This is a genomic window from Limnohabitans sp. G3-2, from assembly GCF_002778275.1.
Lineage (GTDB): Bacteria > Pseudomonadota > Gammaproteobacteria > Burkholderiales > Burkholderiaceae_C > Limnohabitans_A.
The window spans coordinates 20481-43701 of sequence record NZ_NESG01000006.1 but is presented as its reverse complement, the minus strand read 5'-3'; the positions used below and the strand labels follow the sequence as shown (position 1 = coordinate 43701).

Here is a 23221-nt window from a genome sequence, read left to right as displayed (position 1 = left end):
CCTCAATGGCAGAACACGACGCGGGCGCTGGGCCCACAAGCACGTGGTCCGATCAGGCGAAGGTCTCGGTATCGACTTCGCTGTTGGCCTGCGCGTTGTAGCGGTCGCCCGCCACCGTGTTCTGGTTGATCAGGGCTTCCAATCGCGCCATGACGGCCACGTCCAGCTTCACATCGACCGAGGCCAAGTCATCGCGCAAATGCGCCACCGAGGTGGTGCCGGGGATGGGAATGATGTCATCCCCTTTGTGCAGCAACCAAGCCAGCGCCAACTGAGAGGGGCTGCAGCCCGCCTCTTGGGCCAGCGCATGGTAGGCGGGCAGCAGTTTCAAGTTGGCCGCGTAATTTTCGGGGTTGAAGCGGGGCATGCTGCGGCGGATGTCTTTCGCATCGAAGCCCGCAATGTCGAGTGCAGCGCCGCACAGAAAACCTCTCGCCACAGGGCTGAAAGCCACAAAGGCCACGCCCAACTCACGGCAGGCTTGCAAGACCGCGATCTCGGGGTTGCGCGTCCAGAACGAATACTCGGTCTGCACCGCTGCAATCGGGTGCACCGCATGCGCTTTGCGCAAGGTGCCCGCTGACACCTCGGACAAACCAATCGTCTGGATCTTGCCTTGGCGCACCAGATCGCTCAATGCGCCCACGCTGTCTTCGATGGGGACTTGTTTATCCCAGCGGTGCAGGTAGTACAAATCGATCACATCGGTCTGGAGACGGCGCAGTGCGTCTTCGCATGTCTTTTGAATCGTCTCTGGACGGCCGTCGATCACGCGGACCTTGCTGCCATCGCTTTGCGCCACCCCTTGCATGCCGCATTTGCTGGCCAAGGTGAACCGTTGACGGTGTGGCTTCAAGACTTTGCCGACCAAGGTCTCGTTGGCGCCAAAGCCATACAAAGCGGCGGTGTCAAAAAAGGTGACGCCTTGGTCCAGGGCGGTCAACAACACGCGCTCGGCTTGTTCGGCCGGTACGGGTGCGCCATAAGCATGGCTGAGGTTCATGCAGCCCAGGCCGATGGCGCTGACGGAAAAAGAGGCCAATTGACGGTTTTTCATGCGCTGCATCATAGCCCGACCGAGTCAAGCCGTTCGGGTCTTCAATTCGATCAGAAAACCCAGCAAACCCATGTGTGCAGACCTCGTGGCAGCGGCGCTTTCAGCGCCCCCCCTGACAGGCTCAAGATGCTCAGCCCTGTTGGCGGGTCCAAGCAGGCAGCGGGGCCGACTTGTGCAGCACGTCCTGGTGCAGCCATGTGGCACTTTTTCTTGCCCGCGCAGCCACGGTCTCCAATGGCAATTGCTGGTAGTCGTCGTTGAACACCTCGAAGCTGTAGTCGCCCCGGTAGCCAATGCGATCGAGGCGCAGCACCAGATCGGCCAGTTGCTCGCTGTGCACGCCTTCGCCGGGGAAGACGCGGAAGGTTCGGGCCGTCGTCATGCGCTCTTCAAAAGTCGGCGTTTCTTGCCACATGAAGTCCGACAGCTGGACCAGGAAAATTTTGGCCGGGTCGAGCTCTTCGATGGCATCGAGCGGCGTTTTCGCTGCAAAGATGTGAAAAGAATCGATGCCGATCCCTAGGTTGGGACAATCGGCGCGGCACACCACGTCCCAACTGGTGGGGAATTCGTTGACGGTGCGCCCCCAAGACAAGGCCTCGTAAGCCACCTTGATCCCCAAAGGCACGGCCAGCATCGCCAGTTTTTTCAGATCCGCCGCAATGAGGTCCAAATCCTGTGTCGCGTGGCGCGACGTGGACGAGCAGGCCAAGAGGACTTGGCTGCCCGTGGCCGCGCACATCTCGAGCATGGACTTGGCGATGTCCAACTTGTAGCTGTGCAGGTGACCTGACAAGCCTTCAAAGTCACGCAGCACCTGAAACCCGGTGGGACGCATGCCGCTTTGGCGCACCGCGTCCACCGCTGCCGTCACCCCCCCCGGGTGCGTCACCAAATCGCGGGCCATGAGCATCACCTGAGAAAAACCAGCCCCTTTCATGGCGGCCAGCTTGGCCTCCAAGGTGCCGGCCATCGTGATGGTGTCCATGCCGTAACCGTCCAGCAAGTTCATGGCGCGGCTCACTGGTGGACGAGCTCAAAAGCCACCGAGCCCAAAGTGGCGCGGGTCAATGCGCCCCGGTCTTCCGGGTGCAAGCGGGTGGACTCGACAAACTCCACGCCCCTGGCCTTGAGTGCCACCACGGCTTGGCCCACATCGGCCACACCAAAGCCGATGCGCTGCAAGCACTCAGGGCTGTCGTCGGCATCCATCCAGGGCTCTGGCTCAATCAATTGCCACAGAAAACTGCCGCAGGGACTTTTCATCAGCTTGCCTTTGGGCAAGATGCCAAAGCGCTCTTCGTCAGGGATGGCGGTGAAATCGAACATGTGTTCGTAATAGGTCTGCCAATCGGCACTTCGCGCGGCACCGATGTACTGCACCACGCCAAAGTAGCTCATCCCCGCCAGTGCGGGTGGATGGGGGTCCACGGTGGGAATCGGTTTGAAGTCAATGTCGTAGATCGAAAATTCTTGCCAGCGGTCGACAAAGTAAAAACGACTGCCGCCAGGCCCGTGGATGGCCGGTATGTGTAACTCCATGGCTTGGGCGTGGCTGTCAACGCCCCATGCCCCCAGGTCCAGACAACGTGTATGCGCCTTGAGTGCGTCTTGAACCCGAAAGGCGACCGCCGAAATCACAGGCTGACCGTCCACGGTGGCGCTGACCCGAGCGTCATCGGGGCTGGCGTTCACCACCAGGTTCATGCCGCCTTGCCTGTAGAGCGTGACTTCACGAGAGCGGTGTCGGGCGATGGGACGAAAGCCCATGCTCTCCAACACCTGCCCCAAGACTTGTGGTCGGCTGGTGGCGTATTCGATGAATTCAATCCCTGCAATGCCCAACCTGTTGGGCATCTCCGGGACAGCTTCGCGGTCAACTTTGTTCAGGGTCATCTCGGGGCTCCAGTTCATCGCTCAATTCAACATTCAAGGCTCAATAACTCAAGCGGGCCAAGCGGCGCAAGACATCGGCGGTGGTCGTCGGCAGGCCGAAATACTCCAGATAGGCCGGTATTTGTTCATACAGCATGTCCGTGCCCACTTGGGTGCGGCAGCCACGCGCCTGCGCTGCGGCCAAAAACGCTGTCGTCTCGGCTTTCATGACGACTTCACCCACAAAGGTGTCGGGTGACAAACGGCTCACGTCCATGGGCAGCGGGTCACCTTCATTCATGCCCATGGGCGTGGCGTTGACCACCAGATCGTGGTCTGCAGGATCGTTGCTGCCCGTGCGCACCTCGATCTGCGGGTAATGCGTTTGGAGGCGTTGGGCCAATGCCTCGCAGCCCACGGCGTTGACATCGAACAAGCTGATGGCGGCCACGCCTGCACCGGCCAGTGAAGCGGCGATGGCGCAACCCACACCGCCCGTGCCCACGACCAGCACGCGCTTGGCGCTGGGGTCAAACCCCTTGCGCTGTACCCCACGCACAAAACCGGCACCGTCGAACATGTCACCCACCAGACGGCCATCGGGCAAGCGCTTGACCGCGTTACAGGCGCCGGCGACACGGACCGTGGCCGTGACCTCGTCCAGTAAATCCACCGTGCTGACCTTGTGCGGCATGGTGATCAAAGCGCCCCGAATGTTCTCCAAGGTGAACACCGACTTCAGAAAGGTCGGATAGTTCTCGCTTTTGCAACCCATGGGCACCACCACCGCGTTGATACCCGACTCCTGAAAGTACGGGTTGTAAATCATCGGCGACTTGAACGTGTGTGTGGGGTAGCCGATGTGGGCGATGAGCTCGGTGTGGCCGTTGATCATGGGGGCAAAAAATTCAATTATTTGGTTTGGGCGGCTGAAACGCCTGCACGCAGCGCCAGCAAATAGCTGTCCGCGCCAAAGCCGCAGATCTGGCCCTTCACAATTTCGGCAAAGACCGAATGGTGACGGAATGCTTCGCGGGCGTGGATGTTGGACATGTGCAACTCCACGATGGGGCAAGTCAGCACGGCCAATGCGTCGCGGATGGCGTAGCTGTAGTGGGTCCAGGCACCGGCGTTGATCAGCACGGCATCCACTTTGTCCAAATAGGCTTGGTGGATGCGCTCGCACATGTCGCCTTCGTGGTTGGTCTGGTAGCACTCGACTTGCGCACCCAACTCGCGGCCCAGTGTTTGCAAGCTGGCGTTGATTTCATCCAGCGTGATGGTGCCGTATTGCTTGGGATCACGTTTCCCAAACATGTTGTGGTTCACGCCATGCAACATCAAGACTTTCATGAGAACTCCAATAGAAGAAAAACTCTGGGTCAAAACCATTTGACCCAGAGTGTGTTGGGCCTTGAATCCGGCAAACCGGACCCGAGACCCATGGCCATTATTTGCGCAACTTGGCCAGCTCGGTTTGCAACTCGGCCACGGTGGCAGCGATCGGCTCACCGTGCTTGGCGATCACAGGCTTCATCTTGTCACGCAAGATGGCCACTTCGGCGGCCGGCAAGGTGGTCACTTGCATGCCATTTTTCTTCAAGTTGTCCAACAAACTGGCTTCCTGGGCGCGGGCCTGGGTACGCTGAAACTTGGACGACTCGGTCACCGCATCCGCGACAATTTTCTTCTCGGCCGCGGACAAGGTGTCCCAGAACTTCTTGCTGATGACCACCGACTGAGGGTTGTACTGGTGACCCGTCAGAGCCAGGTGCTTTTGGACTTCATAGAGCTTGGCACCGTTGATGGTGGCCACAGGGTTTTCTTGTCCGTCCACGGCTTTTTGTTCCAGTGCAGCGTACAGCTCAGGAAATGGCAGCGGTGTGGGGTTGGCACCCAAGGCCTTGACCCAATCCACGTTGATGGGGTTGGGGATGACGCGCAATTTCAAACCGTCGATGTCCGACACTTTGTTGATGGCACGGCGACCATTGGTCAAGTTGCGAAAGCCCAGCTCGTAGTAGCCCAGACCGACCAAGCCCTTCTCTTCCAGCTTGGCATGCATCTTCTTGCCGAAGGTGCCGTCCACCACAGCATCCGCTTCTTGACCGCTGGCGAACATGAAGGGGAAATCGAAAACGGCAAAGTCTTTGACCTGCGAGGCGAAGATGCCCGAATTCATCGAGGCCATCTCCAAAGTGCCGCCCTGAATGGCCGAGACGTTGGCTTGGTCACTGCCCAAGGCGCCCGCGGGGAACAGGTTGACCTTGAGTTTGCCGCCGGATTGCTTCTCGACGATCTCCTTGAACTTCTCCATGCCCTGAACGATGGGGTGGCCCGGCGCGTTCTGGTTGGCGAACTTGATGGTCCTGTCTTGCGCCGAGGCCACACCCATGGCGGCCAGCGCCACGGTGGCGATCAAGGACTTGATGAATACACGTTTCATGAAGGGTCTCCAGAAAAAAGAAGGACGTACGCTGTGCATGAGAGGGATGGTCGTCAGGCGTACCCGATCAGACAACCACACCCGGGAATCAATAGAACCAACGCGCGGGCACCATCACCAAGGCCGGGAATGCCACCATGGCAAACATGATGATGAACTGGGCGATCATGAAAGGCATCACACCGCGCGTGACTTCGTCCATGCTGATTTTGCCCACACCCGCCACCGCATTGAGCACCGTGCCCACAGGCGGGGTGATCAGGCCAATGGCGTTGTTGATGATGAACAGCACACCGAAGTAAACCGGGTCAATGCCCGCCGCTTTGACGACCGGCATCAGCACGGGGGTCAACAACAAAATGGTTGGCGTCATGTCGAGGGCCGTGCCCACCACCATGGTGATGACCATGATGGTCAACATCAGCAAGCGGGGGCTGTCGAGCAGGGGCTGGAGCAACTCGATCAGTTGCGCAGGCAAATTGGCCACCGTGATGAGCCAAGCCGAAACCATGGCCGCTGCGACCAAAAACATCACAATCGCGCTCGTCTTGGCCGAATTCACAAACAGCGGGTACAGGTCTTTCAAGCTCAGTTCGCGGTAAACGACCGTGGAAATGAACAAGGCGTAAACCGCCGCCACCACCGCCGCCTCGGTCGGGGTGAACACCCCGAACTTCAAGCCAAAGACAACGATGAGGGGCATCACCAGGGCCCAGGTGGCTTCGCGCATGGCCACCAAAATCTCACCCATGTTTTTCCGTGGAGGCACCTGCACCACCTCGCGGCGCGCCAACCACCACCAAGTGACCCACAGCGAAGCCCCCAGCATGATGCCCGGCACGATGCCGGCCATGAACAACTTGGAAATGGACACATTGCCCGCCACACCGAAAATCACAAAACCAATGCTGGGCGGTATCACTGGGGCGATGATGCCGGCCGATGCGATCAAACCCGCCGAGCGGGCCCGGTCATGCCCTGCTGCCACCATCATGGGCAAGAGCAAGGCCGACAGCGCCGCCGCATCGGCCACGGCCGAGCCCGACAAGGCCGCCATGATCACCGCAGCCATGATGGTCACGTAACCCAAGCCGCCTTTGATGTGGCCCACGCAGGCCATCGCAAAGTTCACGATGCGGCGGGACAAACCGCCTGCGTTCATCACTTCTCCGGCCAACATGAAAAATGGCACGGCCAGCAAGGGGAAACTGTTGGCGCCTTCGAGCAAGTTTTGAGCGAGGATCTGCGCGTCAAACATGTTCAGGTGCCACATCAAGGCCACACCGCACAACAACAAAGAAAATGCGATGGGAATCCCGATGGCCATGGCACCGAGCAGGGATAAAACAAAAACTGCGATTGTCATTTTTATCTCCGTCGCACTCAGGCTTTGTGGCCGCTGTGAGGCGATTCTTCGGTTTCTTGGATCATCACTAGGTCCTCATCGCGCACTTGACCGGTCAGCAAGCGCAGCAATTCGACCAGCAAAATCAGGCCCCCCAATACAGCAAACACCACGCCGGGCGCATAGACCCAGGCCATGGACACTTCCATCACCGCACTGGTGCTGCCCAGGTTGATCAAGGTTTGCTGGTAGGCGCCTTTGAACAAGAGCCAGCAGATGTAAAGCATCAAGACATAGGACAGTGCCAAGCAGAACTTCTTGCCCGCCGGACCCAACTTGCTCACCAACATGTCTGTGCCCAAGTGGCCGCGCTCTTTCAGGGCCACGATGGCGCCCAAAAAGGTCATCCAAACAAACAACCAGCGCGACAACTCTTCGGACATGGTCAGACCCGAGTTGAAGGCATAGCGCATGACCACATTGCCAAACACCAAAACCACCATCACCGCCAAGCAAGCGGCCATGACCACGCGCAAGAGGCTGGAAAAACTGTCCATGATTTTTTGAATCAACACACCGCTCCTCATGTAGATACCCACTAATGTACGAACTGGTTAGTTTTTTTATCACAGGGAAAACCCTGATCAAACCCACGCCAGAGGCCTAGCAGTTATGCCGGGATGGAATGGCTGACAAAGCGCAAGATCAAGTCGACCACATGACCCCGCTTGAGGGTGGTGGCCTTGTCTTGGCTGGCACGGTCTTGGAAGATCAGGCCGAAGGTGTGGCGGTTCGAGACATTGAAAAACGTGAACGCCGAGATGGCCGAATGGATGTCCACAGGGTCCAGGCCGGCCCTGAACACGCCTTGAACCACGCCTCGATCGTAAACATCCCGCACCGACTCGATGGCCTTGGAGTTGAGCTGTTGGATGCTCTGGCTCTGGCGTAAATAGTCACCCCGCTGGATGTTTTCGTTCATCACCAAGCGTATGAAGTCTTCGTTGTCGCGGTGGTGGTCATACGTGAACTCCACCAGCTTTTGCAAGGCATCGGTGGGCGGCAAGTCGTCCAGATGCAAGTCAGACTCGATGGCCCGCATGCGCCGATAAGCCTCCTCCAGCACCGCCAAGTACAAACCGTCCTTGCTGCCGAAGTAGTAATAGATCATGCGCTTGCTGGTGCGCGTGGCGGCCGCAATCGCATCGATGCGGGCCCCGCTCAGGCCCTTGTCGGCGAACTCGTGTGTGGCCACAGCCAAAATCTCGGCCATGGTCCGGGCCGGGTCATTGGTGCGGCTGGATTCTTTGGCTGACTCGGGGTTTGGAAGATCTGTCACGGGGATATGTACCAATTGGTTCATTTGGGGAGTATAGGGGCGAATCAGCGCGCAGCTGACTTCGCGAAAGCTCCACGGGTAAGAAGTTTGGGTATATTGGAATGGATTTGTGTTTGAACCAGAAAGCCCCCATGTCCAGCTCCCAAGAAGCCCTTGATCCACGCGACTGGATTGCAGGGCTTGAAAAAGGTCTTCACATCATCGAGGCCTTTGACGCTGCGCACCCGCGCCTGACGGCCACCGAAATGGGCGAGCGCTGCGGGATGACCCGCACGGCGGCCAGGCGGTACTTGAAAACACTGGTCCATCTGGGCTATGTCGGCACAGACGGCAAGCTGTACTGGCTGATGCCGCGCATCTTGCGGCTGGGCCATGCCTATCTGGAGTCGGCACGCTTGCCGCGCCTGGTTCAGCCCTTTTTGCAGCGCATCACGGCGGGCACCGAGGAGATCGCTTACCTGGGCGTGCTCGATGGTGGCGACACGATTTTCATTGCCCGCAGCGGCTTGCAGCGGCACATGGCCAGCGGTTACATGACCGGCACCCGCGTGCCCACGCAGGTGACGGCAGCGGGCATGGTCATGCTGGCCTACAGCGACGAAGCCTTCATCGATGAATGGATGAAGACCTATGACTTGCGGGCTTTCACCTCGTTCACTTTGTCCAGCAAGACCGAATTGAGGGAGACCCTGACAGGCTTCAAACGCCAAGGATGGTCGGTGTCAGAGCAGCAGCTGGAGCTCAACTTCAGAGGCATTGCCGTGCCACTTCTGGACAGACAAAACCATGTTCTCGGTGCGATCAGCATCACCATGCCGATCAACCGAGAAGAAACCGACCACGCCCTCAACCGGGTGTTGCCGGTGCTCCAAGAGGCCGCACACAGCCTGCGACCGCTGCTTTAAAACACTCAGGGGCCCTTCCCTTTGATCGCCTGGAAAGGGCCAAAGGTGAAGTGCTGGCCAGGGTTCAGGGCGTGCGGGTCGCCGCCGAGGTGGTGTGCGCTCCGCCCAAGAACAAACGCTCCATCTGCGGATCGGCCAAAATCTCGGCAGCCGATTTGTAGAGCACCAAACGCCCCGACTCCAAGGCGATGGCGTGGTCGGAGTACTTGAGGGCGCTCTTGACGTTTTGCTCGACCATCAGCACGGTGGTGCCTTGGTCGGCCAGTTTGCGCAACAACTTGAAAACATCTTGCACCACGATGGGCGACAGGCCAATGGACGGTTCATCGATCAACAAGACCTTGGGGCGCAGCAGCAAGGCACGGCCGATTTCCAGCTGCTTTTGCTCGCCACCCGACAAGGCCGAGGCACGCGAATTCATGCGCTCCTTCACACGCGGGAAAAAATCCAACACCTCCGGAATGCGTTCGTGCGTGGTCTTCATCCCGAGGGTGATGCCGCCCAGTTCCAAGTTTTCGTAAACGCTGAGTTGGCCAAACAAATTCCGGCCCTGGGGCACAAAAGCGATGCCATCGGCCAACAAGGCTTTTTGCGAAGCGCCCGTGATGTCTTTGCCATGGAGGTAAACCTTGCCTTGGCGGGGTTTGAGCAAGCCGAACAGCGTCTTGAGAACCGTGGATTTGCCGGCGCCGTTGGGGCCCATGAGCAGCGTGATCGAGCCCTTGGGCACTTTGAAGGACAGGTTGTTCAGGATCATGAAATCCTTGTAGCCTGCGACCACATCGGCGAATTCAATGCAGGTATCGGTGGTGTGTGCTGTCATGTCAGTTCCCCAAATAGGCGTCGAGCACCTGTTTGTTGGCCCGGATTTCATCGGGTGTTCCGATGGCCAACACCTGGCCCTCCACCATCACCATGATGCGGTGACACAGGTCCATCACGAAGTCCATGTTGTGCTCAATCACCACGAAACTGCCCTGGCGTGAGCGGTTCAAGTCCTTGAGCAAAGTGCTGATCCCCCCCACCAAGGACGGGTTCACCCCAGCGCAGGGCTCGTCGAGCAAGACCAAGTCAGGCTCACTCATGAAGGCCATCGCAATGTCCACCAGTTTTTGCTGGCCGTAACTCAGTTCGCCCGCCTTTTTGTCGGCCACATGGCGGATGTGGAACTGGTCGATCAGCGCGTCCGCCTTGTCCCCCAGCCCAGAGTCGCTGGGGGCGAACATGCGGCTGAACATGCTGCCTTGGTGTTCTTGCGCGGCCACGATCAGGTTGTCGCGCACGGTCATCTTGCCAAACACCTGCAGCGTCTGAAAGGTGCGGCCCACGCCAAGACGGTTCAAGGCCAGCGGACCGAGTGTGGTCACATCTTGTCCGTTCAGCTCGATCTTGCCCTCATCGGGTGTGATCTGGCCCAGCATGCTGTTGAACAAGGTGGTCTTGCCCGAACCGTTGGGGCCGATCACGCCAAATATTTCGCCTGGGTAGACTTCAAAAGAGACCCCACCGACGGCTTGGATGGCCCCGTAGGCCTTCTTCATGTGGGTGACTTTGAGGACGGGCGCGGTCATGCTTTGACTCCTTGGCCTGCGGCGGCACGATCGGCCGACGCTGCGCGAGATTGGCGACGGGCTTTGATGCGATCAGGAATGCTGAGCAAACCATCGGGCAGCCAGATCATGAGCAGAACGACCGCCGTGCCAAACACAAACAAATACCACGCCTGGGCAAAGCGCAACCATTCCGGCAACACCACACCCACCGCCGAACCGAGGATGGGGCCGAGAAAATAACCCGGACCGCCCACCACCACCATCAGGTACATCATGATGGAGGCGCCGACCGTGAAGAGTGCGGGGTCAATGAAGCCCACTTGCGAGGCATACAGACCGCCCGCCACGCCGGCATAGACGGCTCCGATCGCGAAGCTCAGCAGCGTGTAGCTGCGGGTGTCGATGCCCAGGCTCTCGGCGCGGATGGCGTTGTCGCGCAGCGCCGTGAACGCTTTGCCCCAGGGCGAGCGCAGCAAGCCCCACAAGAGCAGCGCCAGCACGATGGTGAAACCCAAGACCAGGTAGTAATACGCCAAGTTCCCATCCAAGCTGATACCGCCCAGGCTGGGCCGTGCGATGTTGTTGATGCCAAAGGTGCCGCCTGTGAGCCACTCTTCGTTGCGCATCACCAGCCACAAAGCGGTGTTGAAGCCCAGTGTCGCAAAGGCCAGGTAGATGGTCTGCACACGCAGCGCCGGGAACCCCAGGGCCAAACCCACCACAAAGCAGAACAAGGCAGCCACCGGCAAGCCGAGCCAGAAGCTCAAGCCCGCCTTGAGAAAGATGGCCACGGTGTAGGCCCCGATGCCAAAGAAGGCGGCATGACCCAGCGATTTCTGCCCGGCATAACCCACGGTGAGGTTCAGGCCCATGGTGGCGATGATGAACACCAGCCAGGTGGTGAACATGTGGATGCCGTAGTTCTTCAGAAAACTCGGCGCGATGATCAGCGCGGCCAGCGCCAGCACTGCGAACAACAGGTTGAGCTTTTTCATACTTTGCGCTCCTCTTTTTTGCCCAGCAAACCTTGTGGCTTGAACAGGATCACCACCATGAAAAGGACCAAAGCGACGGCATCTTTGTAAGCCGAAGAAATGTAGGCCGCAGCCAAGTTTTCACTCACGCCCACCAGCAAACCACCGACCAGCGCGCCGCGTGAATTGGTGAAGCCGCCGATGATGGCGGCAAAAAAGGCCTTGGTGCCCAAGCCCTCGCCCATGTCGAACTTGGCCAGGTAGGTGGGGGTCACCAGCAAGGCCGCCGCTGCGGCCAGGATCGCGTTGATGGCGAAGGTGTAGAAAATCATGCGCGGCACATTGATGCCCAAGACCGAAGCGCTCTCGGTGTTTTGTGCGACGGCTTGCATCGCGCGGCCCGTGACGGTTTTGCTCAAAAATGCCTGCGTCACCAGCACCAGCACCATGGCGAAGACGAAGGTGCCGACGTCACCGGCAGAAAAGGTGACACCCGCGACATCAAAAATAAGGTCAGGGAAGACCTGCGGAAAGGGGTGAGGTTCGGCGCTGTAACCTGCCCGCACACCGTTGCGCATGGCGATCGACAGGCCAATGGTGGCCACGACGATGGGCATCATGCCGTACTTGAACAAGGGGTCCACCAAACCGCGTTTGAACAACCACCCCAAAACCACCACCGACAAGACGATGCTCAGCGCAAAGGCGAAATACAGCGACAAACCGGAGCCCAGCAGCATCACCATCATGAAGGCGGGCAGCATCACGAATTCGCCTTGCGCGAAATTGATGGTGCCAGACGCTTGCCACAGCAAGGTGAAGCCCAAAGCCACCAGCGCATAAATGCTGCCCGTGGCCAAGCCACTGAAAAAGAGTTGTAAAAAGTCGGTCATGGGAGAACTCCGAAAACGGGGGAGGCAGGCATCAAAAGCCGCCTGCACGGGCTCAATCCACACGATTGGCCTGAAAAAAAGCGGACCCCACAGGAGCCCGCTTTGTTTTCAACACGTCAATTACTTCTTGGCGGTCAGTGGCGGCAAAGTCGCGTTGATCACGGGCTGGCCGCCCTTGACTTCGATCAGGAAGCTCTCACGGTCCAGATCGCCCTTGTCGTCAAAACACACGTCCATCAGGATGCCGGGGTGTTGCTTGGCGCTGAAGCAGCTGTTGCGAATCGCTGCGGCAGCCGCTTTGCGGTCGATCTTGCCGGCTTTCTCGATGGCGGCCTTGAGCACGTACATGCCGGTGTAGCCCTTGATGCCGTTGTGGTCCGATTCGCTCTTGTATTCGGCCTTGTACTTTGCACCGAAAGCTTTGAACGCTGGGGCGTCCACTGTCAGGCCCACGTGGGCCAGTGCGCCGTTGGCGGATTCACCGGCCAGCTCGATCACTTTTTGGCCCGTCAGCGTGGTCTCGCCGATCAGCATTTTCTTAACGCCTTGCTTGCGGAATTCGCGCAGGGCACGGGCCGACTCTTCTTCGTTGGTGTACACGAAGATCGCATCGGCATCGGTCTGCTTGGCCTTCAAAACAGCCGCCGAGAAATCCACCTGACCCGCATCGGTCGAGATGTCGGCCACGATCTTGGTGGACGTGCCTTCCAGCAACTTGGTCAGGGTGTCACGACCGCCTTTGCCGAAGTCGTTGTTCACATAAACAATGGCCAAGGTCTTGGCTTTGGAGTTGATGAACTTGGCCAGCTTGGGGAAAGACACACTCTGACCGAAGGCTGTACGGAACACATAGGGGTTGCCTTGTGCGGTGATCGCAGCGGCTTCACCGCCTGTGAAGTTGGGCGTTTCGCCACGCTTGGACTCGGCCATGGAGACCATGATGGAGCCGGAATACACAGGGCCAAAAATGGCAAACACGTCGTTGTCGACCGCTTTTTGCGTCAGGCCCTTGGCCACACCCGGGTTGGTCTGCGTGTCTTCGGTGGTGTAGCTGATTTTCTTGCCCAAGATACCGCCTGCGGCATTGATTTCTTTGATGGCCAACTCGGTACCGTTTTTGAACAAGGTGCCGGCGGTGGTGCCGGGGCCAGACAGTTCAACAATATTGGCAATTTTGATGTCTTGAGCTTGCGTCACGCCCGTCACGGCCAATGCAGCGCAGACGGCCAGGGTTTTCAGAGTTGCTTTCACAGAGGTCTCCTCGTTGGTGGAATCAGGCCAGCATGCCCGGCCAGGGGGGTTGAAAAACGTTTTACAAACTTGGCAGGAGCTTGCAATGTAGTGGCTAATCTCATCGGCGTCGGCAGCATTTCCAGCCACGCCGAGCGATGATCGCGCAAAATTGATCGATGATCGAACATATTAGGGGTTAGACCTGAGAAACAGGCGCTGCGGCCATCAGATGGCGAACGGCCAAATACGCAAACACCAAGCCCGGGCCAAGGGTGATGCCCGGGGCCGGGTACACCCCGCCCATGATGGAATTCATGTCGTTGCCCACGGCGTACAAACCCTCGATGGCCTGAGCGTCTGCATTCAGCACTTGCGCATGTTCATTGGTCTGCAAGCCTTGCGCCGCGCCAATGTCACCGGGGTAGAGCTTGACGGCGTAATACGGCCCTTCGCTGATCGCGCCCAAGTTGGGGTTGCGGCCACCGGCGGCGGCGTCACCGATGTTCTGTTGGTAAGCCGTCACGCCCCGCTGGAACTGGGGGTCCACACCGGTTTGGGCAAAGGCGTTGTTGTCGGCCACCGCTTGGGCCAAACCCGATGCCGAAATGCCCAGCTTGTTCGCCAGCGCTTGCAGGCTGGCGCCTTCGGTCAAGTAGCCATCGGCCAAGAACGGGGCCAGCCCCTTGCCACCGGGGCGCACCATGCCCATGCCGTATTGGCGCAAGGCTTTGGCATCGGCCACCATGTAAGCGGGGACGGCCTGCTGGGCCGCCTGCATGCCCAGGGCAAACAGGTGGTAAGAGGTGCTCTCGTTGACAAAGCGCTCGCCCGCCTGGTTGACGGTGATCATGCCGGGCTTTGCGCGGTCCATCACAAAGTGCGGGAACACGGCGGTGCTGCCATCGGGGCGTGGGCGCAAAGACACCGGCGCCCAAAACGCCGGGCTTTGCGCGCCCTGCCCTTCGGCGGCGCCCAAGCCCCGCGCCAAAGCCTGCGCCTCGCCGGTGTGGCCGGGTGCACCGGGGCACCACTCGGCGGGAATGCCGGGCAACTTGTGTGAACGCAGGGCCGGGTCGCGGTTGAAGCCGCCACTGGCCAACACCACGCCATGCTTGGCCAACACGCGGGCCTTGCCGGTGGCACTGCTCAGGCGCACCGCCACCACACGGCCGCTCGCGTCACGCTCGAGCGCATCGACCGAGGTTTTCAGCGCCAGCGTGGCGTGGGCGTGCTGCGACAAAGAATGCAGCAAACGGCCCACCAGCGCGTTGCCCATCACCAAGCGGGTGCCGCGGGCATGGGTCAAGCGATCCCGCAGGTGACGCCCCAGGATGCTGAGCGCGTGCTTGAGCGATGCCCAAGACTTCGTCATGGCCAGCAAGTGGTTGATGTCGGTGCGGTCCACCATCATGCCGCCGAGCACGGTGAACTCGGGGATGGGTGGTCGCAGCAAGGCAAACAGATCGCCCAGCAAGCGGCCATCAAAAGGCAGGGGCTCCAAAGCGCGGCCATTCAAGGTCGAACCCGGCAGATCGCTGATGTAGTCCGGGTGCTTGGGGTAAGGCCGGTATTTCATCGACGAGTGCGCTTCGATTTGGGCCACGGCTTGTGCACCGTTTTTCAAAAAGGCTTCGCGCAAAGCAGCAGGCGCTTGTGAGCCCACCGCGTGGTTCAGGTAAGTCGTCACGGCGGCCAAGTTGTCGCTGGGGTTGACGGCTGAAGCATGGTGGGTGCCTGGCACCCAGGTGGTGCCCGCCGACCAGGCGGTGGTGCCGCCCACGTACTCGGTGCGCTCGACCACCAGCACTTTGGCCCCGTCGATGGCGGCAAACACCGCCGCAGACAAGCCCGCACCACCCGCACCGATGACCACCAGGTCAAATTCGCTGCCGTCCTGCCCACCCGCCAAACCGTTTTTCAGCACCTGCATCTCAGGCCCCCAGCAAAAAGTCAACCATCAGGTCTTTCACCTGCGCAAACATCTCCGTGCCCGTGAGGGTGCCGCACCCCAGCGCCTGCGCAGCGGCGACCATCGGTGTCACGGCAGGCGCGGTGATCACGCAGCCCACGAACATGGCGGGCGTGAATTTCGCCGATTCGATCGGATGCGGATCGCCCGCTTTCATGCCGATCGGCGTCGCGTTGATGGCGATGTCAAACCCTGTGGGGTCGCTGCTGCCCGCCACCACAGTGCACTGGCCCAAGGCGGCCAAGCGCTGCACCAGCGCGTCGCGCCGGGCCGTGTCTTCGTCGTGGATGGCCAGCTCGCGCACGCCGCCGGTGACCAACGAATACGCGATGGCCGAACCGGCCCCGCCTGCGCCCACCAGCAAAGCTTTTTGGCCCTGCAAGCTGCAGCCCTTGAGCGCCAAGGCTTTCACATAACCCAGGCCATCGAACATGTCGCCATGCCAGCTGCCATCGGGGTTGCGGCGCAAGGTGTTGATGGACTTCAAAAACGCGCCGCGGTCCGAGGTTGTGGCGCACAGATCAAAGTAAGCGAACTTGTGCGGCACGGTGACGATGATGCCGTCCACGTTTTTGGACAGCGACACACCCGCCGTCCAGCGCGCCAGATCGGCCGGGGCCACATGGGCCGGGATGCACACCGCATTGAGCCCCGCATCCTGAAAAGCCTGGCTCACGCCCGAGGGCGATTTGACCTGGGCAATCGGGTCGCCCACGATGAAATGGATGCGCGAAGCGCCGTCCAGGTGCAAAGGCTGTGTCGGGTTCATGGCCGCGATGATACATAAAAACGGAATTCGATTCCACTTTTGAATTTATTTCCAAAAATCCATATACTCCCCCATCGACGCACCCCACTGCACACGCAAACAAACCATGCACAAGTTCCCTCTGGCCGTGATTGGCGCTGGTGTGATAGGCCGCACGCACATCGAACGGATCCTGAAAACACCCGAGTTCACTCTGGTGGGCGTGGCCGAGCCGGGCACGGCCGGTCGCCAGTGGTGCGCCGAGCGCAACGTCCCCACCTTTGAAAACCACCAGGCGCTGCTGCAAGCCACCCAGCCGCAAGGCGTGGTGATCGCCACCCCCAACCCCACCCATGTGGATGTGGCCGCCGACTGCATGGCGCGCGGCATCGCGGTGCTGATTGAAAAACCGGTGGCCGACACGCTGGCCGCTGCCGAGCGGCTGGTCCAGATCGAGCAGAGCACCGGTGTGCCCGTGCTGGTGGGCCACCACCGCCGTCACAACCCGATCTTGCAAAGGGCCCGTCAAATCATGGCCGAGGGTCGCCTGGGCCAGGTGCTCAGCGCCAACGTGATGGCCAACGTTTACAAGCCCGAGGCCTACTTTGATGTGGCCTGGCGCCGCCAAGCCGGTGGCGGGCCGGTGCTGATCAACCTGATCCACGACATCGACATGCTGGTGTACCTGCTGGGCGAGGTGCGTGCCGTGCAAGGCAGCCTGTCCAGCGCGGTGCGCGGTTTTGACGTCGAAGACACCGGCGCGGCTTTGTTGGAGTTTGCGGGCGGCACGCAAGCGGTGATGACGGTGTCCGACACCACCGTCTCGCCCTGGTGCTGGGATTTTTGTGCCGGCGAGCAAAGCCAATACCCCCGCCAACACGTGCAGTCGCACTTTTTGTCGGGCACGCAGGGCTCGCTGTCGCTGCCCGATTTGGCGTTGTGGCGCTACCCCGGAGAACGCCATTGGCACCGCGAGATGACCCGCGAACAAAGCAGCCCGCACGAGATCGACGTGTACGTTCAGCAATTGCGGCACTTCCGCGCGGTGGCCGAGCGGCGCGAAACCCCAATCTGCTCGGCCCTAGACGGCTGGCGCACTTTGCAAGCCACTTTGGCTTTGCTGCAAGCGGCACGCTCCGGTCAGCGTCAAACCTGCCCGGCCTTCACGGCTTCAAGGAATCCCACATGAGCGGCGTTCTCGAACGGACTTTGAGCATCCTCGAATTGCTCTCGCAACACGGCGAAGGCCTGGAGCTGGCGGCGATTGCCGATCGGCTGGACATCCCGCGCAGCGGCACACACCGCCTGCTGAGTGATCTGGTGCGCCTGGGCTATGTGCGCCAGACACGCGGCCACGGCGACTACCTGCTGACCACCAAGCTGGTCTCCATGGGCCTGAGCTACCTGAGCAACAGCGGCATCGTCGACATTGCGCAGCCCCTGCTCAACCGCTTGGCCGAAGTCTCGGGCGAGCTGGTGCGCTTGTCGGTGGTGGACGGCGAGCGCCTGACCTGGGTGGCGCGCGCCCAAGGTGCCCGCCAAGGCTTGCGCTACGACCCCGACATGGGCAGCGACGCGCGACTGTCGTGCTCGTCCTCGGGCTGGGCCTTGCTGTCGACCATGAGCGATGACGCGGCCCTGGCCCTGGTGGCCAAACAAGGTCTGGGCCTGCCGGCCCAATTTGGCCCCGACGCCCCCACCAGCTTGCAAGCCGTGATGGACGCCGTGGCCCAAACCCGCCAGCGGGGCTACAGCCTGACCACCGACACCTACACCGCAGGCCTGTCGGCCATGTCCGCGCCCGTGCGCTTTGCGGGGCAAGCCGCTTTCGGTGTGCTGACCATCGCGGGCCCCACAGTGCGCTTCACCCCCGACAAAATGCAAGCCTTGGCGCCCGAGTTGCTCAGCACCGCGCAACAGCTGGCCGCCTCCAGTGGCGCTTCGCCCTTCTTCAGTCTCACGGCCGAGACCGGCAGCGCCACCCCCACCGATGGGCGCAAACCGATTTACGCGCTGTGATGCGAGCCCGCCGATGAACGCTGCACAAGCTGCCACCGAACACTGCGACCTGCTGGTGGTGGGCTCGGGCGCGGGCGCGCTGTCGGCCGCCGTCACGGCGGCGCACTTGGGCCTGAAAGTCATCGTGGTCGAGAAAGACGCGCAATTCGGCGGCACCACGGCTTGGTCCGGCGGCTGGATGTGGGTGCCGCGCAACCCGCTGGCGGTCGAAGCGGGGCTGCTGGAGCGCATTGAAAAACCGCTGTCCTACCTGCGCCGCGAACTGGGTGAGCAATTCGACGAGTCCCGCGCACTGGCCTTCCTGAACAACGGCCCGCGTATGGTCGAGTTCTTTCGCCGCCACACCGCGCTGCAGTTCATCGATGGCAACGCCATTCCAGACTTTCACGGCCTCACCCCCGATGCGGCGCTGGGTGGCCGCTCGATTTGCGCGGCCCCTTTTGATGGCCGCCAACTGGGCAATCGCCTGCACGAGCTCAAGCCCCCGCTGCACGAGACCACGCTGTGGGGCATGGGCATCGCCTCGGGGGCTGATCTGCGGCATTTTTTGAACGCGCTGCACCAGCCTGCATCGTTCTGGCATGTCGCCCAACGGCTGCTGCGCCACGGGCGTGACCTGCTGCTGCACCGACGCGGCACGCACCTGGTCAATGGCAATGCCTTGGTTGGCGCTCTGGCCCAATCGGCCATGGATCTGGGCGTTCCCATTCGCCTGAACAGCCCCGCTGTGCGTTTGCTGCAAAGCGAAGGCCGCGTGACGGGTGCCGTGGTCCACACACCCGAGGGCGAAGTGCACCTGCACGCCCGCTGCGGCGTGGTGCTGGCCACCGGCGGCTTTCCACACGACCCGGTGCGCAAACAGCAACTGCTGCCGCATGCCCCCACGGGCCATGAGCACTGGTCGGCTGGCCACCGCGGCAACACGGGCGACGGCCTGCGCTTGGGCGAGTCCGCAGGCGGCGTGGTGGCGAATGATTTGGTGCAAGCGGCGGCGCTGGCCCCCGTGTCCTTGGTGCCCCGCCAGGACGGCAGCGTGGCGCATTTCCCGCACCTGATCGAACGCGCCAAACCTGGCCTGATCGCCGTCACGGCGCAAGGCCTGCGCTTTGGCAACGAGGCCAACTCGTACCACGACTTCATGCAAGACCTGCTGGCCGCCACACCGGCCGGTCAGCCGCCCGAGGCTTGGCTGGTGTGCGACCACGTGTTTCTGCGCGACTACGGCCTGGGCGCGGTCAAGCCGGCCCCCATGCCGCTGGGCCCTTGGCTGGCCAACGGCTACCTGAAACGCGGTCAAACCTTGAAAGCATTGGCCGACGCTTGCGGCATAACCGCCCCAAGCCTGCAAGCCACGGTGCAGCGCTACAACGCCATGGCCCAAGACGGCCAAGACCGCGACTTTGGCAAAGGCGAAACACCCTACAACCGCATTCAAGGGGACGCCATCAACGCCACACGGCGCGGCCTGCGCAACCCCTGCATGGGACCCATCGAACGCGGCCCGTTTTATGCCGTGAAAGTCGTCATGGGCAGCTTGGGCACCTTCGCCGGTTTGCGTGTGAACGACCACGCCCAAGTCACCGACGCCCAAGGCCAAGCCATCCCCGGTCTGTATGCCGGTGGCAATGACCTGAGCAGCATGATGGGCGGCCACTACCCTGCCGGCGGCATCACGCTGGGGCCAGCCATGACCTTTGGCTTCATCGCCGCCCACCACGCCGCAGGCCGCGATCCAGCGGCCACCTGCGAATACCCGATCCCCCACACGTCAAGCCCCCCCTCGAAAGCCCCAACCATGTACTACGAACTTGCCACCATGACCCTGCCTTTTGGCACCGCAGGCCAAGCCGCCACCCAGGTGCAAGCCTTCGCCACGGCACCTGAGGCCCAGGGCGAACTGCTGGGCTGCTGGTTCAGCGACATCGGCGTGCTCAACCAAATGACCGTGCTGCGCGGCTTTGCCACGCTCGAGGCCTTGCAGGCCGAACGCGAGCGCACCCAGCAAAGCGCCAGCCCGTTCGGCTGCGGCGAAATCTTCCAGTCGCTGGAGCAACACAGCTACAAAGGCTTTCCCTGGATGAAGCCGGTGCGACCCAGCGCGGAAAGCGGCATCACCGGCCCGGTCTACGAGATCCGCACCTACGGCATCCGAACCGGTGGCGTGCAGCCCACCATCGACCTGTGGGAACAGTACGTGCCGGCACGCGACAAGCTCTCGCCTTGCGTGGTGGCCATGGTGGCACTGGACGGGCCGCTGCGCTTCACCAACATCTGGGCCTACGACAGCCTGAACGCCCGCAGCCAGATCCGCGCCGAAGCCGTGGCCCAAGGCATCTGGCCGCCCAAAGGCGGTCCCGCGCACTTGACGACGAACATGGTCTCGACCATCGCCATGCCCACGGCCGTGTCGCCTTTGAAATAACACCCATGACCCGCACCTACTCCCTCGCCTACCTGAGTTCACACCGTTGCACCCCGGCCGAAGCCATCCGGGTGGCCGCGCAAACGGGCTACAGCTTTGTCGGTCTGCGCCTGTGGCCCAACGCCGCTGGCGCGCCGCAGCAGCACCTGCTGGGCCAGCCAGCAGCGCTGCGCGAGACCTTGGCGGCACAAGCCGACACGGGCGTGGGCGTGTTCGATCTGGAGATCATCCGCATCGGCGAGCAGTTCGATCCGCACACCTGGGATGCGCTGTACGACGTGGGCGCGGCCCTGAAGGCCAAGGCCATTTTGGTGGCCGGGGACGACACGCACGAAGCCCGCCTGACCGAGCACTACGCCCGCCTGTGTGAAGTCATGAAACCTTTTGGCATGACGGCCGACTTGGAGTTCATGCCCTGGACGGCGGTGAAAGACGCCAACGCGGCGCTGCGCATTGTCCAAGGCGCTGGCAGCCCCGCCAATGCAGGCATCTTGGTCGATGCGCTGCACGTGGGGCGCTCGCGCACCACACTCGAAGACATCCGCGCCATCCCGCGTGAGTGGCTCCACTATGCGCAAATTTGCGATGCAGAGGCTGGTTTGCATTTCACGACCGAGCAAATGGTCCACACCGCCCGCTGTGAACGTCTTTTGCCCGGCGACGGCACCATCGATGTGCAAGGCATTTTCAAGGCCCTGCCTGCCGACCTGCCCGTGAGCGTGGAGGTGGTGAACCTGGGCCGCGAAGCCCACACCTCGGTCCAAGACTGGGCCGCCGAATGTCTGGCCAAGAGCCGCCCGTTTGTGGAAGTCTGAAGCGATGCCCACCCCTTTTGAACAACTCTCCCGCCTGCCCTTCTTCTTTGGCGCACGTTGGTTCAGCAGCGCTTGAAAAGCGCCGTCTGCTGCGGTAGGTCGGTGGCTTTAGCCCCGACATGCATCACTGGCGCACTGCTCCTGTAGGTCGGTGGCTTTAGCCCCGACAAGCATCGGCGGCGCAGGGTGTCGGCGCTGAAGCGCCGACCTGCACAAATGAAAATCTGAATGCCGGAGCAAGTCCAGCATGACGCACAAAAAACACCAAGGAATCACCATGGACTTTTCCCTCAACGACGAACAAAAAATGATGATCGAAACGGTGCGCCGTTTCATCGCCGAAGAACTGCAGCCCCTCGAAGACGAGGTCGAGAACCAAGGCTTTTTGGACAACAGCAAAGCACAGGCCATCCACGACAAAGCCAAGGCCCTGGGCTTGTACGGCATGAACATGCCCACAGCGCTGGGCGGTGGCGGCCTGTCCAACATGGACCGCATCCTGTGCGAAGAGCAGTTCGGCCACACCACCGACATCCTGATCCGCCGCGCCTTTGGCAATGTGTACGAACCCCTGCTGCACTGCAAGGGCGAGCAAATCGAGCGCTGGCTCAAACCCTCTGTGGCGGGCACACGCACCTGCGCCATCACCATCACCGAACCCGGCGCGGGCTCGGACGCCGCAGGCATCAAAACCAACGCCAAGAAAAACGCACAAGGTTGGGTCCTGAACGGCTCCAAGCACTTCATCAGCGATGGCGAGTGGAGCGACTTCTTTTTGGTGTCGGCCAAGACCGGCGAGAAAGAAATCTCCATGTTCATGGTCGACAAAGGCCTGGCCGGTTTCACCGTGGGCAAAGACCAAAAAATGATGGGCCTGCGCGGCACGCCGCACCTGGAATTGTTTTTTGACAACGTGCAACTCGAAGACGCCGCCCTGTTGGGCGAAGCGGGCCAAGGCTTCAAGCTGGCCATGGGCGCGCTCAATGTGGTGCGTCTGGCCCAGGTGGGCGCCCGCGCCGTGGGCAAGGCCACGCATGTGTGCGAGCTGATGCTGAACTGGGCCCAGGAGCGCCAGCAGTTCGGCAGCAAGATCGGTGACTTCCAGATGGTGCAGCAGATGATCGCCGACAGCGTGATCGAGATCAACGCCGCCCGCTGGATGGTCTACCACGCCGCCTGGATGCTGGACCAAGGCATGGACGCGCGCGAGCAGATCGCCATGGTCAAGGTGCACGCCGCAGAAACTTTGGGCCGCGTGGTGGACTGCGCGGTGCAGGTGTTTGGCGGCATGGGCTTTTGCAAGGAGCTGTCCATCGAGCGCTATTACCGCGACGCCCGCATTTACCGCATCTACGACGGCACCAGCGAGATCCACCGAGGGGTGATCGCGAAAAGTGCGATGAAAAAAGGCGCCGTGCTGTTTGATGTGAACCGCTGATCAGGGGTCTGCTTGCGTGCTGTGTATTTGCGCAAGATGAAAGGCCGGGATGGGCGGCCTCCTCATACTGGGGTACCAGAAATCGTCGGCCGCCCATCCCGGCCTTTCATCGGGTTTGCATGGACATGAACACCCCCAATGCTTGCGCAGGTCGCAGCTTCAGCACCGACATAGGACAGTGGACGAAGCA

General features: G+C 61.1%; 22 protein-coding genes and 1 pseudogene. 7 read left to right on the top strand and 16 right to left on the bottom strand.

Going from position 1 to position 23221, the window contains the following annotated elements; all coding sequences use genetic code 11:
• Nucleotides 1-52: 52 nt before the first annotated feature.
• The 9 genes from B9Z31_RS10515 to B9Z31_RS10475 all read right to left on the bottom strand — a co-directional run bounded on the left by B9Z31_RS10515 (nt 53) and on the right by B9Z31_RS10475 (nt 8086).
• Nucleotides 53-1057 carry an aldo/keto reductase gene (locus B9Z31_RS10515; RefSeq protein ID WP_100119804.1) on the bottom strand — a complete coding sequence of 335 codons (1005 nt, stop codon included), beginning with the start codon at nt 1055-1057 and terminating at the stop codon, nt 53-55.
• Nucleotides 1058-1187: 130 nt separating this feature from the next.
• Nucleotides 1188-2069 (bottom strand): sugar phosphate isomerase/epimerase, encoded by an 882-nt coding sequence (locus tag B9Z31_RS10510; protein ID WP_100119803.1) that lies wholly within the window; start codon nt 2067-2069, stop codon nt 1188-1190.
• An 8-nt stretch (nt 2070-2077) separates the two neighbouring features.
• Nucleotides 2078-2953 carry a 4-hydroxyphenylpyruvate dioxygenase gene (locus tag B9Z31_RS10505; RefSeq protein WP_100119802.1) on the bottom strand — a complete coding sequence of 292 codons (876 nt, stop codon included), beginning with the start codon at nt 2951-2953 and terminating at the stop codon, nt 2078-2080.
• A gap of 40 nt (nt 2954-2993) precedes the next feature.
• Complete coding sequence (locus B9Z31_RS10500; RefSeq protein WP_100119525.1) at nt 2994-3827, bottom strand: shikimate dehydrogenase; 834 nt, start codon at nt 3825-3827, stop codon at nt 2994-2996.
• A gap of 17 nt (nt 3828-3844) precedes the next feature.
• Nucleotides 3845-4285 carry a type II 3-dehydroquinate dehydratase gene (gene aroQ, locus B9Z31_RS10495; RefSeq protein WP_100119524.1) on the bottom strand — a complete coding sequence of 147 codons (441 nt, stop codon included), beginning with the start codon at nt 4283-4285 and terminating at the stop codon, nt 3845-3847.
• A gap of 97 nt (nt 4286-4382) precedes the next feature.
• Complete coding sequence (locus B9Z31_RS10490; protein WP_100119523.1) at nt 4383-5378, bottom strand: TRAP transporter substrate-binding protein; 996 nt, start codon at nt 5376-5378, stop codon at nt 4383-4385.
• Nucleotides 5379-5466: 88 nt separating this feature from the next.
• Nucleotides 5467-6744, bottom strand: a complete 1278-nt coding sequence (locus B9Z31_RS10485; RefSeq protein ID WP_100119522.1) for a TRAP transporter large permease subunit — start codon at nt 6742-6744, stop codon at nt 5467-5469.
• Nucleotides 6745-6761: 17 nt separating this feature from the next.
• Entirely contained in the window at nt 6762-7280 is a 519-nt protein-coding gene (locus B9Z31_RS10480; protein ID WP_100119801.1) for a TRAP transporter small permease, read from the bottom strand.
• Between the two features lie 113 nt (nt 7281-7393).
• Nucleotides 7394-8086, bottom strand: a complete 693-nt coding sequence (locus B9Z31_RS10475; RefSeq protein WP_100119521.1) for a TetR/AcrR family transcriptional regulator — start codon at nt 8084-8086, stop codon at nt 7394-7396.
• A 107-nt stretch (nt 8087-8193) separates the two neighbouring features.
• Here B9Z31_RS10475 and B9Z31_RS10470 point away from each other — a divergent pair, with 107 nt between their 5' ends.
• The gene (locus tag B9Z31_RS10470; protein ID WP_100119800.1) at nt 8194-8967 is read left to right on the top strand and encodes an IclR family transcriptional regulator C-terminal domain-containing protein; all 774 of its coding nucleotides are present in this window, start codon (nt 8194-8196) and stop codon (nt 8965-8967) included.
• Between the two features lie 64 nt (nt 8968-9031).
• On the opposite strand, the gene B9Z31_RS10465 is transcribed toward B9Z31_RS10470, so the two are convergent.
• The 7 genes from B9Z31_RS10465 to B9Z31_RS10435 all read right to left on the bottom strand — a co-directional run bounded on the left by B9Z31_RS10465 (nt 9032) and on the right by B9Z31_RS10435 (nt 16358).
• Nucleotides 9032-9790, bottom strand: coding sequence for an ABC transporter ATP-binding protein (locus B9Z31_RS10465; protein WP_100119520.1), 759 nt, complete (start codon nt 9788-9790; stop codon nt 9032-9034).
• 1 nt (nt 9791) lies between these two features.
• A complete protein-coding gene (locus tag B9Z31_RS10460; protein WP_100119519.1) occupies nt 9792-10538 on the bottom strand; it encodes an ABC transporter ATP-binding protein in 747 nt (248 codons plus the stop codon).
• Entirely contained in the window at nt 10535-11515 is a 981-nt protein-coding gene (locus B9Z31_RS10455) for a branched-chain amino acid ABC transporter permease (protein ID WP_100119518.1), read from the bottom strand. The genes B9Z31_RS10460 and B9Z31_RS10455 overlap by 4 nt, the downstream gene beginning before the upstream one ends.
• Nucleotides 11512-12387 (bottom strand): branched-chain amino acid ABC transporter permease, encoded by an 876-nt coding sequence (locus B9Z31_RS10450; protein WP_100119517.1) that lies wholly within the window; start codon nt 12385-12387, stop codon nt 11512-11514. The genes B9Z31_RS10455 and B9Z31_RS10450 overlap by 4 nt, the downstream gene beginning before the upstream one ends.
• Nucleotides 12388-12507: 120 nt before the next feature.
• On the bottom strand, nt 12508-13638 hold the full coding sequence (locus B9Z31_RS10445; protein WP_100119516.1) for an ABC transporter substrate-binding protein: 1131 nt from the start codon (nt 13636-13638) through the stop codon (nt 12508-12510).
• 178 nt (nt 13639-13816) lie between these two features.
• On the bottom strand, nt 13817-15550 hold the full coding sequence (locus tag B9Z31_RS10440; protein WP_100119515.1) for an FAD-dependent oxidoreductase: 1734 nt from the start codon (nt 15548-15550) through the stop codon (nt 13817-13819).
• Nucleotide 15551: 1 nt separating this feature from the next.
• Nucleotides 15552-16358 (bottom strand): shikimate dehydrogenase, encoded by an 807-nt coding sequence (locus tag B9Z31_RS10435; protein ID WP_100119514.1) that lies wholly within the window; start codon nt 16356-16358, stop codon nt 15552-15554.
• Nucleotides 16359-16464: 106 nt separating this feature from the next.
• On the opposite strand from B9Z31_RS10435, the gene B9Z31_RS10430 reads away from it, so the two are divergent.
• The 6 genes and pseudogenes from B9Z31_RS10430 (at nt 16465) to B9Z31_RS10410 (ending at nt 23031) form a co-directional block, all read left to right on the top strand.
• Nucleotides 16465-17526, top strand: a complete 1062-nt coding sequence (locus tag B9Z31_RS10430; RefSeq protein WP_100119513.1) for a Gfo/Idh/MocA family protein — start codon at nt 16465-16467, stop codon at nt 17524-17526.
• A complete protein-coding gene (locus B9Z31_RS10425) occupies nt 17523-18356 on the top strand; it encodes an IclR family transcriptional regulator (protein ID WP_100119512.1) in 834 nt (277 codons plus the stop codon). The genes B9Z31_RS10430 and B9Z31_RS10425 overlap by 4 nt, the downstream gene beginning before the upstream one ends.
• A gap of 13 nt (nt 18357-18369) precedes the next feature.
• A pseudogene (locus B9Z31_RS10420) lies at nt 18370-20088 on the top strand (FAD-dependent oxidoreductase); the annotation flags it as partial.
• Nucleotides 20089-20151: 63 nt separating this feature from the next.
• Nucleotides 20152-20778 (top strand): NIPSNAP family protein, encoded by a 627-nt coding sequence (locus B9Z31_RS15735; protein ID WP_369804697.1) that lies wholly within the window; start codon nt 20152-20154, stop codon nt 20776-20778.
• Between the two features lie 5 nt (nt 20779-20783).
• Nucleotides 20784-21593, top strand: a complete 810-nt coding sequence (locus B9Z31_RS10415) for a sugar phosphate isomerase/epimerase (RefSeq protein WP_100119510.1) — start codon at nt 20784-20786, stop codon at nt 21591-21593.
• Nucleotides 21594-21870: 277 nt separating this feature from the next.
• Nucleotides 21871-23031, top strand: a complete 1161-nt coding sequence (locus tag B9Z31_RS10410) for an acyl-CoA dehydrogenase family protein (RefSeq protein ID WP_100119799.1) — start codon at nt 21871-21873, stop codon at nt 23029-23031.
• Nucleotides 23032-23221 lie beyond the last annotated feature (190 nt).

Coding starts and splice junctions, on each gene's coding strand:
- B9Z31_RS10515 (WP_100119804.1), bottom strand. CDS start 1,057: ATGAAAAACCGTCAATTGGCCTCTTTTTCCGTCAGCGCCATCGGCCTG.
- B9Z31_RS10510 (WP_100119803.1), bottom strand. CDS start 2,069: ATGAACTTGCTGGACGGTTACGGCATGGACACCATCACGATGGCCGGC.
- B9Z31_RS10505 (WP_100119802.1), bottom strand. CDS start 2,953: ATGACCCTGAACAAAGTTGACCGCGAAGCTGTCCCGGAGATGCCCAAC.
- B9Z31_RS10500 (WP_100119525.1), bottom strand. CDS start 3,827: ATGATCAACGGCCACACCGAGCTCATCGCCCACATCGGCTACCCCACA.
- aroQ (WP_100119524.1), bottom strand. CDS start 4,285: ATGAAAGTCTTGATGTTGCATGGCGTGAACCACAACATGTTTGGGAAA.
- B9Z31_RS10490 (WP_100119523.1), bottom strand. CDS start 5,378: ATGAAACGTGTATTCATCAAGTCCTTGATCGCCACCGTGGCGCTGGCC.
- B9Z31_RS10485 (WP_100119522.1), bottom strand. CDS start 6,744: ATGACAATCGCAGTTTTTGTTTTATCCCTGCTCGGTGCCATGGCCATC.
- B9Z31_RS10480 (WP_100119801.1), bottom strand. CDS start 7,280: ATGGACAGTTTTTCCAGCCTCTTGCGCGTGGTCATGGCCGCTTGCTTG.
- B9Z31_RS10475 (WP_100119521.1), bottom strand. CDS start 8,086: ATGAACCAATTGGTACATATCCCCGTGACAGATCTTCCAAACCCCGAG.
- B9Z31_RS10470 (WP_100119800.1), top strand. CDS start 8,194: ATGTCCAGCTCCCAAGAAGCCCTTGATCCACGCGACTGGATTGCAGGG.
- B9Z31_RS10465 (WP_100119520.1), bottom strand. CDS start 9,790: ATGACAGCACACACCACCGATACCTGCATTGAATTCGCCGATGTGGTC.
- B9Z31_RS10460 (WP_100119519.1), bottom strand. CDS start 10,538: ATGACCGCGCCCGTCCTCAAAGTCACCCACATGAAGAAGGCCTACGGG.
- B9Z31_RS10455 (WP_100119518.1), bottom strand. CDS start 11,515: ATGAAAAAGCTCAACCTGTTGTTCGCAGTGCTGGCGCTGGCCGCGCTG.
- B9Z31_RS10450 (WP_100119517.1), bottom strand. CDS start 12,387: ATGACCGACTTTTTACAACTCTTTTTCAGTGGCTTGGCCACGGGCAGC.
- B9Z31_RS10440 (WP_100119515.1), bottom strand. CDS start 15,550: ATGCAGGTGCTGAAAAACGGTTTGGCGGGTGGGCAGGACGGCAGCGAA.
- B9Z31_RS10435 (WP_100119514.1), bottom strand. CDS start 16,358: ATGAACCCGACACAGCCTTTGCACCTGGACGGCGCTTCGCGCATCCAT.
- B9Z31_RS10430 (WP_100119513.1), top strand. CDS start 16,465: ATGCACAAGTTCCCTCTGGCCGTGATTGGCGCTGGTGTGATAGGCCGC.
- B9Z31_RS10425 (WP_100119512.1), top strand. CDS start 17,523: ATGAGCGGCGTTCTCGAACGGACTTTGAGCATCCTCGAATTGCTCTCG.
- B9Z31_RS15735 (WP_369804697.1), top strand. CDS start 20,152: ATGTACTACGAACTTGCCACCATGACCCTGCCTTTTGGCACCGCAGGC.
- B9Z31_RS10415 (WP_100119510.1), top strand. CDS start 20,784: ATGACCCGCACCTACTCCCTCGCCTACCTGAGTTCACACCGTTGCACC.
- B9Z31_RS10410 (WP_100119799.1), top strand. CDS start 21,871: ATGGACTTTTCCCTCAACGACGAACAAAAAATGATGATCGAAACGGTG.